The organism is Marinomonas sp. S3726 (assembly GCF_000967665.1).
GTDB lineage: Bacteria > Pseudomonadota > Gammaproteobacteria > Pseudomonadales > Marinomonadaceae > Marinomonas.
Genome location: NZ_JXYC01000030.1, coordinates 1 through 15,274 on the forward strand (window position 1 = coordinate 1; position 15,274 = coordinate 15,274).

Annotated in this window: 16 protein-coding genes and 1 other RNA gene; 16 read left to right on the top strand and 1 reads right to left on the bottom strand. The window is 41.1% G+C overall.

Going from position 1 to position 15,274, the window contains the following annotated elements:
• The first annotated feature begins 109 nt into the window (after positions 1-109).
• The 11 genes from TW85_RS25685 (at position 110) to TW85_RS20265 (ending at position 7,648) form a co-directional block, all read left to right on the top strand.
• Positions 110-442, top strand: a complete 333-nt coding sequence (locus TW85_RS25685) for a Mor transcription activator family protein (protein WP_052702333.1) — start codon at positions 110-112, stop codon at positions 440-442.
• The gene (locus tag TW85_RS20225; protein WP_046018968.1) at positions 420-638 is read left to right on the top strand and encodes a hypothetical protein; all 219 of its coding nucleotides are present in this window, start codon (positions 420-422) and stop codon (positions 636-638) included. Before TW85_RS25685 ends, TW85_RS20225 begins: the two co-directional genes overlap by 23 nt.
• The gene (locus TW85_RS20230) at positions 631-1,314 is read left to right on the top strand and encodes a DUF2786 domain-containing protein (RefSeq protein WP_052702334.1); all 684 of its coding nucleotides are present in this window, start codon (positions 631-633) and stop codon (positions 1,312-1,314) included. Before TW85_RS20225 ends, TW85_RS20230 begins: the two co-directional genes overlap by 8 nt.
• 2 nt (positions 1,315-1,316) lie before the next feature.
• Entirely contained in the window at positions 1,317-1,613 is a 297-nt protein-coding gene (locus TW85_RS20235; RefSeq protein WP_046018969.1) for a hypothetical protein, read from the top strand.
• Positions 1,611-1,679: hammerhead ribozyme type II (locus TW85_RS25860), an RNA gene on the top strand. The genes TW85_RS20235 and TW85_RS25860 overlap by 3 nt, the downstream gene beginning before the upstream one ends.
• Positions 1,680-1,863: 184 nt before the next feature.
• The gene (locus TW85_RS20240) at positions 1,864-2,946 is read left to right on the top strand and encodes a hypothetical protein (RefSeq protein ID WP_157196994.1); all 1,083 of its coding nucleotides are present in this window, start codon (positions 1,864-1,866) and stop codon (positions 2,944-2,946) included.
• A gap of 98 nt (positions 2,947-3,044) precedes the next feature.
• Positions 3,045-3,617, top strand: a complete 573-nt coding sequence (locus TW85_RS20245; protein WP_046018971.1) for a DJ-1/PfpI family protein — start codon at positions 3,045-3,047, stop codon at positions 3,615-3,617.
• A 115-nt stretch (positions 3,618-3,732) separates the two neighbouring features.
• The gene (locus TW85_RS20250) at positions 3,733-4,092 is read left to right on the top strand and encodes a ribbon-helix-helix domain-containing protein (RefSeq protein WP_046018972.1); all 360 of its coding nucleotides are present in this window, start codon (positions 3,733-3,735) and stop codon (positions 4,090-4,092) included.
• A 107-nt stretch (positions 4,093-4,199) separates the two neighbouring features.
• A complete protein-coding gene (locus TW85_RS20255) occupies positions 4,200-4,736 on the top strand; it encodes a hypothetical protein (protein WP_046018973.1) in 537 nt (178 codons plus the stop codon).
• Positions 4,737-4,889: 153 nt separating this feature from the next.
• Positions 4,890-5,801: an alpha/beta hydrolase gene (locus TW85_RS20260; RefSeq protein WP_046019014.1), complete on the top strand. Its 912-nt coding sequence runs from the start codon at positions 4,890-4,892 to the stop codon at positions 5,799-5,801.
• Positions 5,802-6,034: 233 nt separating this feature from the next.
• A complete protein-coding gene (locus tag TW85_RS20265) occupies positions 6,035-7,648 on the top strand; it encodes a GMC family oxidoreductase N-terminal domain-containing protein (RefSeq protein WP_046018974.1) in 1,614 nt (537 codons plus the stop codon).
• Between the two features lie 154 nt (positions 7,649-7,802).
• On the opposite strand, the gene TW85_RS20270 is transcribed toward TW85_RS20265, so the two are convergent.
• Complete coding sequence (locus tag TW85_RS20270; protein ID WP_046018975.1) at positions 7,803-8,696, bottom strand: LysR substrate-binding domain-containing protein; 894 nt, start codon at positions 8,694-8,696, stop codon at positions 7,803-7,805.
• A 151-nt stretch (positions 8,697-8,847) separates the two neighbouring features.
• Between TW85_RS20270 and TW85_RS20275 the strand changes: the two genes are divergently transcribed.
• The 5 genes from TW85_RS20275 to TW85_RS20295 all read left to right on the top strand — a co-directional run bounded on the left by TW85_RS20275 (position 8,848) and on the right by TW85_RS20295 (position 15,262).
• Positions 8,848-9,960 carry a mandelate racemase/muconate lactonizing enzyme family protein gene (locus TW85_RS20275; RefSeq protein WP_238326271.1) on the top strand — a complete coding sequence of 371 codons (1,113 nt, stop codon included), beginning with the start codon at positions 8,848-8,850 and terminating at the stop codon, positions 9,958-9,960.
• A gap of 25 nt (positions 9,961-9,985) precedes the next feature.
• Complete coding sequence (locus TW85_RS20280; RefSeq protein WP_084616449.1) at positions 9,986-11,476, top strand: aldehyde dehydrogenase family protein; 1,491 nt, start codon at positions 9,986-9,988, stop codon at positions 11,474-11,476.
• A 213-nt stretch (positions 11,477-11,689) separates the two neighbouring features.
• Complete coding sequence (locus tag TW85_RS20285) at positions 11,690-13,282, top strand: ABC transporter substrate-binding protein (RefSeq protein WP_046018977.1); 1,593 nt, start codon at positions 11,690-11,692, stop codon at positions 13,280-13,282.
• A 183-nt stretch (positions 13,283-13,465) separates the two neighbouring features.
• Positions 13,466-14,422 (top strand): ABC transporter permease, encoded by a 957-nt coding sequence (locus tag TW85_RS20290; protein WP_046018978.1) that lies wholly within the window; start codon positions 13,466-13,468, stop codon positions 14,420-14,422.
• Positions 14,423-14,431: 9 nt separating this feature from the next.
• Positions 14,432-15,262, top strand: coding sequence for an ABC transporter permease (locus tag TW85_RS20295; RefSeq protein ID WP_046018979.1), 831 nt, complete (start codon positions 14,432-14,434; stop codon positions 15,260-15,262).
• Positions 15,263-15,274 lie beyond the last annotated feature (12 nt).

Genomic DNA, 15,274 nt, shown 5'->3' on the forward strand with positions numbered 1-15,274 from the left:
TGAAGAAAAGCATTCTTCTCGATTAAAAAAAGGCTGGCAGCGTAATCGTAAAACCCTAAAAAACATCATCGATTCACTTATGGCTCTTGATGAGGCGTAGGCGGCTGTTATGTCTAAAATGGACGCACAACGCAGTGAATTTTTAGAGGATTTAACATTACATATTACAAAGGAATTGACCGAAGCGGGAATCGATCCAGCAAAGGCAAAACAGCAGGCTCTAGTTAGCGCTGATGCGTTCGCAAAACGCTGGCAAGGCTTACATCTCTACGTACCAAAAAATATCAAAAAAGCATCGCAAGACATCCGTAAAAAAGTCACTTCTGAGTTTACGGGAAACAACCACGGACAGCTTGCGATTAGACATAACGTACATATTAGAACCATCTACAAAATACTTAAAAAGCAGGAGAAAGATAATGTCAGCAAGAGTACTAATTGATTGTGACGCATACGGATGCTGTAACACGTTAGAGGTGCATGATCCAGATAGTCTTGCATCTGAAATATCGTTTAGAAATTGGTGTGAAGATCCCGATAATGGGCACTTTCATTACTGCCCAAAATGCTGGGCTACGATAGAAAATGAACAGAAAGATGAATTAGTGATGAGTGAGGAAGATCAAGAAAATGAGTGATAACCGTATTTTAGATAAGATTAAAAAGTGCCTAGCACTAGCTAAATCATCAAGTGGAAACGAAGCCGCAACGGCTTTACGCCAAGCGCAAATACTCATGGAAAAGCATGGAGTAAATCAATCCGCTATTGATTTATCTGATGTTAACTCACATTTTTCTGGTGCGGGAAAAAGTCAAAAGCCACCGCGCTATCATCATATACTGGTATCAACGGTTGCTTATGCTTTTGCGGTTAAACCAATCTACCACCCTAGCTATAAAGGAACTGATATAGAGTTTATTGGTTTTGACTCTCAACCTGAAATTGCAACCTATTGTTATGAAGTCTTATATCGTCAGTTAATAAAAGATCGTAAAAATTATATGGGCACTCTGTCACGTTATAAGAGGGCTAATAAAATTCGAAAGGCAGACCTCTTTGCTGAGGCTTGGGTTTCAGCTGTTTACGCTAAAGTGATGAAGTTTGCACTTACAGATAAACAAGAGGAATTAGTTGATCAGTACATCAAGTTGCAACACGGCAAAACAGAGGAGCTTAAAAGCAAGGAGCATAAAATTAAAAAAGAAGACCATAGCGCGCGTATTGAAGGCCGCCTAGCAGGGCATAACGCGAATTTGCATAGTGGAATGGGGGAAGATAAAAGAACAGCCTTACAAAATTGGGTGGGGAAATAATTATGTTAGAAAGAAAAATATATGAACAAGCGTTAAAAAATTGGGGGGCGACAACCCAAGCCGTCATGGCAATGGGTGAGATGGGCGAATTAATTGCTGAATTAAATCGCTGCTTTATTCAAGGTAGAGACAACACTAATGAAATACTTGGGGAAATAGCCGACGTTGAAATTATGATAGGTCAATTACGTTGTATTTTTGGAGACGAAGGCATAGATACTGCTAAGAAAAATAAACTTGATCGCTTAGAAAGAATTCTAGCAGGATCTGAAGATCATCCGCACGGTCAGTGTAAGTAGCGAAGCGCGGCTAGGTATAGCCGCGTCAATCTCGTGTAGTGGCTAGATACTGATGAGCAGCTAAAATTCTAAATTCTACAAACCTCACTCTAGAGGTGACTAAATTCTCATTTGAGGCTAAAATGTGTTCAAAGGTTAGAAACTATAACTTTGTCCCATTAAGTACCGTTATTAACCATCTAATCCCGCTTAAATATCGCGCATTAAGCTAAGTAAATATCTCTATCCCTCTCATACTATGACTAAAAAAGTGAATAACTCATTGGTTAATAAAACTCAAAATACATCCCTTAGCCAAATGGACATTCAAGCTCATCTTGCACTAGGTGAGTACTGTCTTATTTCCGCCCCTGTGGTAGATCTTCCTAATGGACAGACCTGTGTCCCTCAGCATTTTTATGGATACAGTCATAGTCTGGAGAGTGTTGAGCATTTACTAGGCAAAATAAGCTTTGATAAAGCCTTCCCTATTTTCTGCGCTGAAGATGAGCAAGGTCTTTTCATTCAAGTAGGTATTATTGGCAGGGAGAACTATGAGAAGAAGGTCCCAGACAGAAGCAAGAAAATTGTTTATGGCCGTAAATGGCGTGTGGAAGTTAATCTACCTACTTCAGAGATAGTACAAACTGTTTTTTTGGCCCTTAAGAAAACTCGGGAACATGAAATTCGAGAGCTTTTCAGCTTAAAAGCAGAAGATGGCAAGAGCGTTAGCACACCTTTTAACAGCCATCACGACCTACCTTTAATGGCACAATATGCAGAGCTATTTGACCTAAGTATGGATCCAGATGCTGACTTTGATATGAATGTCATCAATCAGACCTTTGAAAGACTCAGCTTTGATCAAACCCGCATTGAATGCTTAGACATGTGCACTCGCCGAAATGGAAAGTTTCTTATCGATATTATTTTCCATATAGGCAATGCCGCTCAAGACCCTCAAATTGAGTTCGCAGAACTACATGGAATTGAATGTACTCTAGTCCTAAATAAGGCCTGTATTAACGAATTGCTATATGAAGTCATGCAGTGTTTAGTGAATTTAAGCGATAGATACGTAGAAGAACATTTTAGCTTTAACGGTTTTAGGCGCTTTAGTCGTAATAATAACATTCAGGCAATCGGTGACTTTTCCATCAACACACGAAAAATCCATGAAGACAAATTAAATGAAGAAGGTAAACGTCTCATCAGTGAACATAATTGCCAAGTAGATGAAAGCCGTGCACCTCTCATTAAATTAGCTCAACAAAAACAACGTCTTGCCTCTTCCTTTATGCAAACAGAAGCAATGGAAGGATTTCTACCTAAAGGGTTAAAAGACGAAATATAAAGTCAGCTTTTTCGCTTGTATTAACCCGCTAATACCTTAAATCGATTATTTATTGTTACAACTAACCTACCGTAATCAAACTGACGATAGGAAAGACAATGAATAATAAAAAAATCCTTATGATCACTGGTGATTTTACCGAAGACTACGAAACCATGGTGCCATTTCAAGCATTACTCGCTAATGGTTATCAGGTTGATGCTGTTTGCCCAGATAAAGTGGCAGGTGACAGTATTCGTACTGCTATACACGATTTCGAAGGAGATCAAACCTATACCGAGAAACCTGGACATAACTTTGTTTTAAACGCCTCTTTTGCAGAAGTAAAAGTAGAAAGCTATAACGCATTAGTCATTCCAGGCGGACGCGCACCTGAATACTTAAGGCTTAATCCCGAAGTCATCAAGATGGTGCATCATTTTTTCATCGAAGATAAACCCGTTGCAGCCATTTGCCATGGAGCACAATTACTATCTGCTGCCGGTGTTTTAGAAGGAAGACAGTGCTCAGCTTACCCCGCTTGTCGCTATGAAGTAGAAGCCAGCAAAGGCATTTATGCAGATATAGACGTGGATCAAGCTATCACTCAAGGCAACCTTGTTACAGCCCCAGCTTGGCCTGCTCACCCTGAATGGCTAAAACAATTCTACCTTTTACTTGAAGCCAACTAAGCGATAGGAATACGCGAAAAATACGTCACATAAAAACGCTTTAAAGCATTTCATAGTATGCTTTAAAGCGTTGTTATACTCGTTAGACTCATAATTTACAAATAAGGTTAGAATCATGTGCAAACTTTTTATTCAAGCCGATAGCCAGCTCTGGCAAAGTTCGACACGCTCGCTTCGAATTGATGGTATGGTTACGAGTATTCGTTTAGAAAATAGCTTCTGGGGAATTCTAGAAGAAATTGCCAAACGAGACGATCTTCAAGTTCCACAAATGATTACTCGTCTATACCATGAGTCAATTGATGCCGGCCATGATATGGGAAACTTCACTTCATTTTTAAGAGTATGTGCTATGCGTTATGTGTCTTTGCAGGTTCATGGGCAAATATCTTCAGATATCAGCACACCGATAAATACGCTAAATGCAGATGAGATACTATTGAACGAAAAGCTTATTAACCAAGCAAAACATTAGTTCGATTAAAACCCTATCAAATTAATGTTAAAAAGCTAAGAAAAACCGCAATTTCCACAACTTATGATCTACCTTTAAAAGAGAGTGTTTAAAAGGTATTTTCAAGTATGATTAAATTTGCCCTAGTTGTTAGCACCATTACTTTCCTTGGTTGTAGCTCTGTTCAACATCAAACATTTAGCCTAAGTACAGATGAAGAATTCAAACTAAAAGCCGCAAAAACGTTAGAGTTTTCGACATTGTGCGAGCAACTTTCGATTATTGCTTTTATGAATCTATTGGATAAAGATCCAGCAGACATATCTAACCAAGATGAAGGTAGAACCTCTTGCTCTTTTAGTGGTTCCCAAACGCATTCTGGTTATAGTTTTGGTTTTACTTACCAATCCCCAGACGACACAGAGTATGCATACTCTGATCATAAATACCTCAACAAAACCTCGTACACTAAAAGCGAGTTAGAACTAAACGCAGTAAAAACAAATAACGCCATAGATATTTACATCAAAGCCAGCAATCAAGATCAGGCATTTGAAAAATTAACCTTTCTAGTAGATAAACTTTTACAACAGGAATATAGCCAATATTATACTGAGACCAAAACACAACAGATAAAAAAACCTAAGCCTTATTATGATGATTAAGGTTTATTTATTACCTCAATGAATATCAGATACTCAAGCACAAGCAATTGTTTTAACAGCCTTTAGTTTTTTCTTATGGTATATCTAATTTAGATAAATGCTTTCAAATTAGGATGGTGTCGTCCTAAGCATCCCCTATTGATGAGCACTCACATGATAGAAAAAATAATAAAGGCCCAAGATGGTCATGAGATTCAAGCTTTCATTTGGCCCTCTGAAAATGCAAAGGCTTGGGTACATATTTTTCATGGAATGGCTGAGCATGCCAAACGCTATGACACTTTCGCTCAAGCGCTTGTGGAAGAAGGTTATAATGTCCTTGCTCACAATCATAGAGGCCATGGTACAAGTAAAACCACGGTTTTAGGCCAATTTGCAGAACAGGATGGCTGGCAAAAAGTATTAATTGATTTAGAAACAGTCAGAGAAGCAATTTGCACAGAAGAGACTAAGCTGCCTTATTATATTTTTGGCCATAGTATGGGATCTTTTATCGCTCAATCTTATTTGATCGGCAACGCCAAGCCGATAGATGGACTAATGTTAAGCGCCTCGAACCAACAAAATACCTTTATGAGTCAGGCAGGTAAATTAGTTGCCAATATTGAAGCCATGCGCCTTGGTTCTGATAAGCCCAGTAAACTGCTGCAATTCTTATCTTTCGGTTCCTTCAACAATCACTTTAAGCCCACCAGAACAGAGTATGATTGGCTCAGTCGAGATACAAAAGAAGTTGATAAATATGTTGATGATAGCCTTTGCGGCTTTGCTTGCTCCATCAGCTTATGGCAAGATTTTTTAACCGCTTTAACTCAACTTTTTCAACCAGACAGCCTCAAAAAAATTCAAATGGATCTTCCCATTATAATTATTGGAGGAGATAAAGATCCTGTCGGATTAATGGGCAAAGGGCTAACTAAACTGGCCCAAAGCTATCGAAAAGCAGGCCAAGAGAAAGTAACTTTTAAGCTTTACACTGATGCTCGTCACGAGCTTTTAAACGAAACGAATCGCACTGAGATTCTAGAGGATATTCTTTCTTGGCTAAGTCATCAGTCAGCATAATTAGCTTAAAAGAATTTAAATTTCTCATTATGACAAATTCACAAAAAGCGCCTAAGGGGCGCTTTTTTTTGCACCTACCCACAGACAACAAATTTAACAACACCACAAGGCAAATAAAACAACCCCTTAATTAAATTAGGTTAAATTTTGTTTGAAACCAATTTTTAATTTGATCTATATTTGCGTTTAAAAGGCAGGCTATAGCGCTTGCTTCCGCCGTAAAGAGGGTATGTATGCAAGACTTTGATTATGTGATTATTGGCGCTGGTTCTGCTGGTTGTGTGCTCGCAAATAGATTAAGCGAATCGGGTAAATATTCTGTTTTAGTACTTGAAGCAGGTGGCAGTGATAAACGTTTTTGGATTCAAGTCCCAATAGGCTATGGTAAAACCTATTATCAAAAATCCGTTAATTGGATGTACATGGCCGATGCTGATGAAGGCACAAATAATCGTCAAAGTTATTGGCCAAGAGGAAAAGTCTTAGGCGGCTCAAGTTCCATTAATGCCATGGTCTATATCCGTGGCCACAAAGCCGATTTTGATGCATGGGAAGCTGCTGGTAACCCTGGCTGGGGGTATCAAGATGTATTACCTTACTTTAAACGATCTGAAACTAACCAACTGGGTGAAAATGAATTTCGTGGTGGTAAGGGCCCGCTTCATGTGGCAGATGTATCCGGGGATTTACACCCTCTTTGCAGCCATTTTATCAATGCAGGCAAACAGTTAGGCCTAGCAGAGAATCTAAACTTTAATGGTGCAGAGCAAGAAGGCATAGGGCTTTATCAGACCACTACTCATAAAGGTTTTCGTCAATCCACTGCCAAGGCCTTTTTATACCCTGCATTAAAGCGACCCAACGTCTCTTTAATGACTCATGCACAAGCCACTAAAATTCTCTGTGAAGGCAACAAAGCCATTGGAGTTGAATATCAGCACAAAGGTAAACTGAAAACATTATTTGCGAATAAAGAAGTCATCCTTTCTGGTGGCGCTATCAATAGCCCACAATTATTACAACTCTCTGGCATAGGCCCTATTGAGCTTTTAAAACAACATGACATTGAACTAGTGCAAGAGAGTCCAGCAGTGGGGCAGCATCTGCAAGATCACCTCGGTATGGATTACCTTTACCGCAGTAAAAAGCCTACCTTAAATGATGAGCTACATTCGTGGCAGGGTAAGTTAAAGGCAGGAATTAAATATGTTTTAACCCGTCGCGGCCCTTTAAGCTTAAGTATTAACCAAGGAGGTGGCTTTATTAAAACAAACCCAACCTTGAAACAACCGGACATTCAACTTTACTTCTCCCCAGTAAGCTATACCAAAGCTCCAGCAGGAACGCGACCACTAATGAACCCTGACCCTTTTTCTGCTTTTTTAGTGGGTCTAACCAATTGCCAACCAACATCAAGAGGTTATATCAATATCCGTTCTAAAGACCCTTTAGAAGCCCCTCAAATTAAACCTAATTATTTATCGACAAAGGAAGATGTCGACACCTTATTAGCTGGGGTAAAGTACTTAAGAGAGCTTGCGAATACTCCAGCCTTGAAAGATATTATTATTGATGAGCTAAGGCCCGGCCCTAACTGTCAATCTGATGAAGAACTTATTGAGGATATTCGAGGCTATGCTTGGACCTGCTTCCATCCAACCAGCACTTGTCGCATGGGGCCAGACCCAAAAGAGAGTGTAGTTAACCATGAGCTTAAGGTACATGGCATGCAACAATTAAGAGTGGCAGATGCTTCTATCTTCCCTTCTATTGTCTCTGGCAATACCAACGCAGCAGCAATTATGGTTGGCGAAAAAGCAGCTGATTTAATTTTGGCTGATGCTTAGGATATTTTCTTGTCTGATAAGAAGGGTCCCTATGTCATGCCCTAATAAGAACATTTTTCCACTAGTTCTTTAGGTGGAACAATGTATCTTTTTTTGACTATTTAGGCAGTGGAGGGAGTTTAATTTCTGCCCTCCTTTATGCCAGCTAAAAACATTAACGACTTTGCTCTAGTAACCAGTTTTTAAACAACAAGCTTTCTGGTTTAGCTCGCATTTCTCTGTCCGGCATTAAGATGTAATGAGATTCATCATAATAAATCCCTTCATCGAATACTTTTACTAAACGGCCATCTTTAAGATAAGGTTCGGCATATATCTCTTGCACTAATGCCACCCCCATTCCGCAGCAAGCCAATTTCAAAGCACTTAAGGAAGTATCAACCGTTAAAGTCACACCAATATTTATACCGTTTAATTTCTCTTCAATGATTTTTTGCCAACGCCCTTCACAGCCCATTATTTGCACGCACCTTAAATCATGGGGCAAATTTTTATCGCGTTTCATTGCCATATTTAGCACCCTCTCCTTACTTTCTTCGGTTGCGACAACAACAGAAGGAAGGTGCAGAATTTCTTGGGAATTAAAACCTGGCCAATTACCATCGCCAAAACGAATATCTATATCTATATCATCTTGACTTAAGGCTTCGGTCCAAATTGCAGTGTAAAGGCGAACATCAATATTGGGGTATTTTTGCATGAAGTCGTTCAACCTAGGAACTAACCAGAGCATAGAAAAAGCGGCAGTACAGCGCACACTGATTGATTGCCTACCCTTACTTCCAAATAAGCCTATGGTGGAAGCGGACAAATCTTCAAATGCTCTGCGCACCGAAGGCAAATAGGCTCGCCCCTTATCCGTTAGCTTTAAACTTCTTGCTAAGCGTTCAAATAATTGAAAACCAAGGTGTTGCTCTAAGGATCTAACCTGATGACTCACTGCCGCTGAGGTTAAATTTAATTCTTTAGAGGCCAAGGTAAAGTTGTTATACCTAGCAGCCGTTTCAAAAGCCCTTAACCAATTTAATGGGGGTAATTGATAATCCATACCACTTCCTATTACTCATCACGTCATCATTTGATCTGGTTTCGCGCCCTACCGACAAATAAAACCACCTCTTAGAGGCATAATACTTCATTTGTTTTTAATCACAAGCTCAGCACATAATGACTTCAACCTAACAATTTATAGAAAGAGCATGATGAAAATTGCCAGCATAGAAACCTTTACTAATGAGTATGTTTGCTTTGTTCGCGTCAGAACGGTTGAAGGCCATGAAGGATGGGGGCAAGTCTCAACTTATAACGCTGACATTACCGCTAAAGTCGTTCATCGACACATTGCTCCCCATGCATTAGGACAAGATGCCAGTGACCTTAATGCTCTGACTCAACTTATTTTAGAGCGTGAGCATAAGTTCCCAGGTACTTATCTCTATCGTGCTTTATGCGGTTTAGATACTGCACTCTGGGATATAAAGGGCAAGATAGCGGGTAAGAGTGTTGCGCAACTACTCGGAAGCGAAGCAGATAAAGTCGATGTTTACGCTTCAAGCATGCGTCGCGATATTACCCCAGAACAAGAAGCAGAACGTTTTATAGCCCTTAAAGAAGCGTTTGGATATCACAGTTTTAAATTTCGTATTGGCCGCGAATGTGGTCACGATATCGACCAATGGCCTGGTCGAACTGAAGCAATTATCAAACATATTCGCCAAAGTTTAGGAGACGAGGTAACTTTATTAGTCGATGCAAACAGCGCCTTTAGTGCTGAAAAAGCCATCGAAATCGGTCATATGCTACAAGATTATGGCATCAGTCACTTTGAAGAACCTTGCCCTTACTGGGAGCTAGATCAAACCAAACAAGTAACCCAAGCACTGAAGTTAGATGTGTCAGGTGGTGAGCAAGATAACAACATCAATGTTTGGCGCCAAATCATAGACCAAGACATTGTCGATATTGTCCAACCTGATGTCTGTTACATGGGCGGTATTACCCGAACCTTAGAAGTGGCCAAGATGGCACAAGAAAAACAAATCCCTTGTACCTTACATGCAGCCAATCTGTCATTAGTGACCTTATTTTCAGCCCATTTAATGGCTGCAATGCCAAATGCAGGCAAATACCTAGAGTACTCAATCGAAGGCCTTGATTATTACCCTTGGCAAACGGGTTTGTTCACCCCCAATTTTGAGATTGAAAAGGGACAATTAAACTTATCTAAAGCACCTGGCTGGGGCATAGAAATGGACAGTCAATGGCTTGCGAATGCAGATTATCAGGTAAGCTATAACGCATCTCGTTTTTAAACTTATACCCTATTTAGAGAGAAGTATGATGACTACATCTTGTTCTGAGCTTATCCAAGAATACTTTAGCACAGGTACGCTAGCGAACTTGCCAACCAAGCTTTATATCAATGGCCAATGGCAAGCCGCTGAAGGTGACGCCAAGCTTGCCATCAATGATCCAAGTTCTGCTAAGACCTTTACTCATGTCAGCGCTGCTCAGACAAGCGATGTTGAGCTTGCTATCAGCAGTGCCAACCAAGCATTTAAGCAGGTATGGAAACCGACCAAAGGTAGCGTTCGAGCAGCGATCCTCAATAAAGCAGCCACTTTATTAGAAGAGAAAGCCGATCTTTTTAGTGTGGTTGAAGCACTAGATTCAGGTAAGCCGTTGGCTGAAGCACAAGGAGATGTATCAAGCGCGATAGCAACATTGCGTTATTATGCTGGCAGTGCCGATAAGCTTGAAGGGAGAAGTTACCCATTAGGTCAAGGCAACTTCTCCTTTTCAACTAAAGAGCCTTGCGGTGTCACCGCACATATTATTCCTTGGAACTTTCCATTAAGCACCACTATTCGCGGCGTGGCTCCAGCACTTGCTGCAGGTTGTACTGCTGTGGTTAAACCAGCTGAAACCACACCGTTAACCGCACTTATGATGGCAGATATTTTTCAAGCGGCAGGTTTACCAGACGGGGTTTATAACGTGATTCCTGGGCTTGGAAAAGAGGCAGGGTCTAACTTAGTAAACCATAAAGATGTGCACCATATTACCTTCACAGGTTCAGTCGCAACCGGCATCAGTGTGATGCAAGCCGCGGCAACTAATATAAATAGCGTCACTTTAGAACTCGGCGGTAAATCCCCTATTCTCGCCTTAGCGGATTGCGACCTAGAAAAAACCGCCGAAGGCGTTCTTTGGGCCATTTTTTATAATGCAGGTCAAATTTGCTCTGCAGGTTCACGTCTTGTGGTAGATAAAAGCATTCATAAAGACTTGGTTGAACTGATTGTCGAAAAATCCAAACAACTCATCCCTGCCCATGCACTGGAAAATCCAAACTATGGTGCGATTAACTCAGCCCAGCAGCTCGATAAGATTGATGGTTTTATTAAAAGAGCAAAACAGCGTGGTATTCAAATTGCCTGTGGCGGTCATAAACTTGAGACAAAGAGCGGTGGCTGGTTCTTCGCACCCACCATTATGGACGATGTGCCTATGGATGATGAATTAGTGCAAGACGAGATATTCGGCCCAGTACTGACAGTACAAGTTGTCGATGGCTTAGATGAAGCAATCGAAGCCGCTAACTGTACTAATTTTGCCTTAGCTGCAGGTGTCTATAGCCAGAACATTGATCAAGCACTCACAGCTGCACAAGGTATCGACTCTGGCCAAGTCACAATAAATAACTACTGGGCAGGTGGAATAGAAGTTCCTTTTGGCGGTAACAAGCATTCAGGTATAGGACGTGAAAAAGGATTAGTTGCCCTAGACAATTATTGTACGACAAAGGCTATCACCTTGGCATTTTAGCGCTTACTTCATACAAGGTCATGGTTTTCGATTAATAAGGCAAGCTCTGAGACACATGCCTTATCACCGAAAGCCATGATTTTTTTGGGCCAAAATTTCACACCCAATGGACGAAAAGACAAGTTATAAGCAGAAAAAATACATTAAGTATTAAAAACAGGCTTGTTTATCAGGCGAGTTTAAAACAAAAGTAAATCACTGAGGCTTCACAACATGAATAAAATTAAAACTCTAAATCATGCAAATACCTTAAACAAACCAATTGATAGACGCCGCTTTTTGTCTGGCTCTTTAGTAACGGGTGCAGCCCTAGGTGCCAGCTCAATGATGTCTACTAACCTGATGGCTATGCCTGCTAAAAAAGGTGGCACATTAAGAGTGGGGTTCACCCAGGGAGCGACTTCAGATTCAACTGATCCAGCGACTTTTAATAATGACTTTATGTTCACCTATGCTTATGGTGTCTTTAATAACCTAACTGAAATTGCACCAGATGGATCTTTGGTTCCTGAACTTGCGCTAAGGTGGGATGCGACACCAGACGCTAAAACTTGGCTGTTTGAATTACGCCAAGGGGTCTCTTTTCATAATGGCAAAGAACTTGCTGCCACCGATGTTATCGCTTCAATCAATCACCATAGAGGCGAGCAATCGAAATCCAGCGCTAAGCCCTTATTAGCCGATATCACAAGTATTAGGGCTTTAGGTAAGTACATGATAGAAATCCAGCTTGCTGGTGGTAATGCTGATTTCCCATTCATTTTTAGCCAATACAACTTAGTTATACACCCAGCCAAAGGCGATGGTATCGACTTCACCAGTATGAATGGTACGGGAGCTTATAAAGTGAAGCAGTTTGAACCCGGTGTTCGTGCTCACTACCAAAGAAATGAAAACTATTGGAAAGAAGACAGAGCTCATCTAGATGAAATTGAAATCATCTTAATTTCAGACCCTGCCGCGAGACTGAATGCTTTAACAACGGGTGAAGTTGACCTTATAGACCGTCCTGATCTTAAAACACTTCACCTATTAAAACGTCGAAAAGGTTTGAGAGTAGAGCAAACAACAGGCACTAAACACTATACCTTACCTATGTTATCTGATGTGGCACCTTACAAAGATAACAATGTAAGACAAGCACTTAAGTATGCAATCGATCGTCAAGAAATGGTCGACAAGATACTAAAAGGCTATGGCACCGTGGGTAATGATCATCCGATTGCCCCCTCTATGCAATTTTTCAACAATGAACTTAAGCAAAGAGAATACGACGCGGACAAATCACGTTTTTACCTCAAAAAAGCAGGTCTCCAAAAGCTCGATATTCAGCTTAACTTGGCGGAAAGTGCTTGGGGGAATGACACAGTTAATGGCGGTGTTTTATTTTCTGAAACCAGTGCTAAAGCCGGTATCAATATAGAGGTCGTTCGTGAACCTAACGATGGCTACTGGTCTAACGTTTGGTTGAAAAAGCCTTTCTGCGCCAGTTATTGGGGTGGACGCCCAACAGCCGATTGGATGTTTACTACCGCCTATGCTGACGGGGTAAGCTGGAATGAATCTCGTTGGTCGCACGAGAAGTTCAACCAACTATTGGTAGCCGCTCGCTCAGAACTTAACCAAGAAAGACGCCGCGAAATGTACTTTGACATGCAACAACTAGTACACGATGAAGGCAGCACCATAATCCCAATGTTTGGTAACTATGTATTGGCAATGAATGACAAGGTACAGCATGGACAAACCGCCTCTAACTGGAACCTTGATGGTCTTAGATTCATGGAACGCTGGTGGATTTCTTAAACCTTAATATTCCCTGTGTGTCAAATAATCACATCATCTGACACATGTTCACTCCCTATTTAAACGTCTCTTACTCCGGGCCTGTTAGGTAATTTTTTTCAGGCCTCTTTTTTCATACCTATACCATGAGTTTGTAACGGGATAGGCAATTAAAGCAATTTAAAGAGATGGAAAGAGCATCCTATGAACAGTATTCTTCTCATGACATTAAAACGACTAGGTCTAGGTATAATTACCTTATTTGTCGTGTCATTAATCATATTTTCTGCGGTCGAAATTCTTCCGGGTGATCTAGCGCAAGAAGTACTTGGTCAATCCGCAACACCAGAAACCATCGCCGCTTTTCGCCACGAACTAGGACTAGATAAACCCGCTATTAGCCGCTATGTGTCCTGGTTAACCAATATGATTCAAGGTGACTTTGGTCATTCTCTTGCCAATGGTCGAGCGATATCGGATTTATTGTCTGATCGCTTTTCAAATACCTTATTTCTTGCCGCATACGCAGCCATTATTGCAGTACCCTTGGCATTGACTCTAGGCATTTTAGCCGCCCTTTATCGCAACTCTTGGTTTGATCGCATTGCGAATATCACCACCTTATCGTCAATTTCATTTCCCGAGTTTTTCGTCGCTTATATCCTCATCCTCCTCTTAAGCGTCAATAACAGCGTGTTTCCTTCTTTAGCTAATATTTCAAACAGCATGCCGTTATCTGAACAGTTGTATCGCACCATGCTACCGGCAATCACTCTGACTCTTGTTGTTGTAGCGCACATGATGAGAATGACAAGAGCATCCATTATCAATGTGTTAGCAAGCCCCTATGTGGAGATGGCTCGGATGAAAGGCATGTCTCCTGCAAGAGTCATTATTTTTCACGCATTACCAAATGCCCTAGCCCCCATTATTAATGTTATTGCCCTTAATCTAGCTTACTTAGTGGTCGGTGTTGTAGTGGTTGAAGTGGTGTTTGTTTATCCAGGTCTAGGTCAATTATTAGTGGACTCTGTTTCTAAGCGTGACATTAGTGTTGTTCAAGCAGCGAGCCTTATCTTTGCTGGCACCTTTATCTTACTTAACTTAATTGCCGATATTTTATCGATTTTAAGTAACCCACGCTTGTTGAACCCTCGTTAGGAGCCCTGTATGTTTACCTTTTTATCCTCCTTACGCACAGCACCTTTCAGTGCTCAGTTTGGTATTCTTATTATCTGCCTTTATCTAATTGCCATGGTATTTGCCCCTTGGATCGCACCTTATGGCGAAACCGAGATTTTAGGCAACGCTTTCGAACCTTGGAGCAGTTCATACCTTTTAGGTACTGACAGCCTTGGCAGAGACATGTTTAGTCGCATTATTTATGGTGCACGAAATACCGTAGGTATCGCGCTTGCGACGACTATTCTCGCGTTTTTCGTCGGTGGCTTGCTGGGCATAGTCGCTGCTGTCATGGGCGGTATTGTCGATCAATTATTATCACGTGCTGTGGATGTCCTAATGGCCATTCCGTCATTGATTTTTGCACTACTAATACTGACTATTGTTGGAACTTCCACCAGCTCATTAATTCTAGTTATTGCGACCTTAGACTCTACCCGAGTGTTCCGTTTAGCACGCTCTGTCGCTCAAACAGTCGTGGTGATGGATTATGTTGAAGCCGCAAGGTATCGCGGTGAAGGCCTATGGTGGATTATTCGATATGAAGTCTTGCCGAATATCAGTTCACCTTTAATTGCCGAGTTTGGCTTGAGGTTTTGCTTTGTATTTCTCTTTATTTCTGCCCTCTCCTTCCTAGGTCTTGGCACCCAACCTCCGCTTGCCGATTGGGGTTCTATGGTAAGAGATAATGCCACCTTGATTACTTTTGGCGACATTACCCCCTTAATTCCAGCCAGCGCAATTGCATTACTTACTATTGCCATCAACTTTGTTGTGGATTGGAAACTTCATAATGCCAGCGGCCTAAAAGACGAATAATTAAGGAGAGAT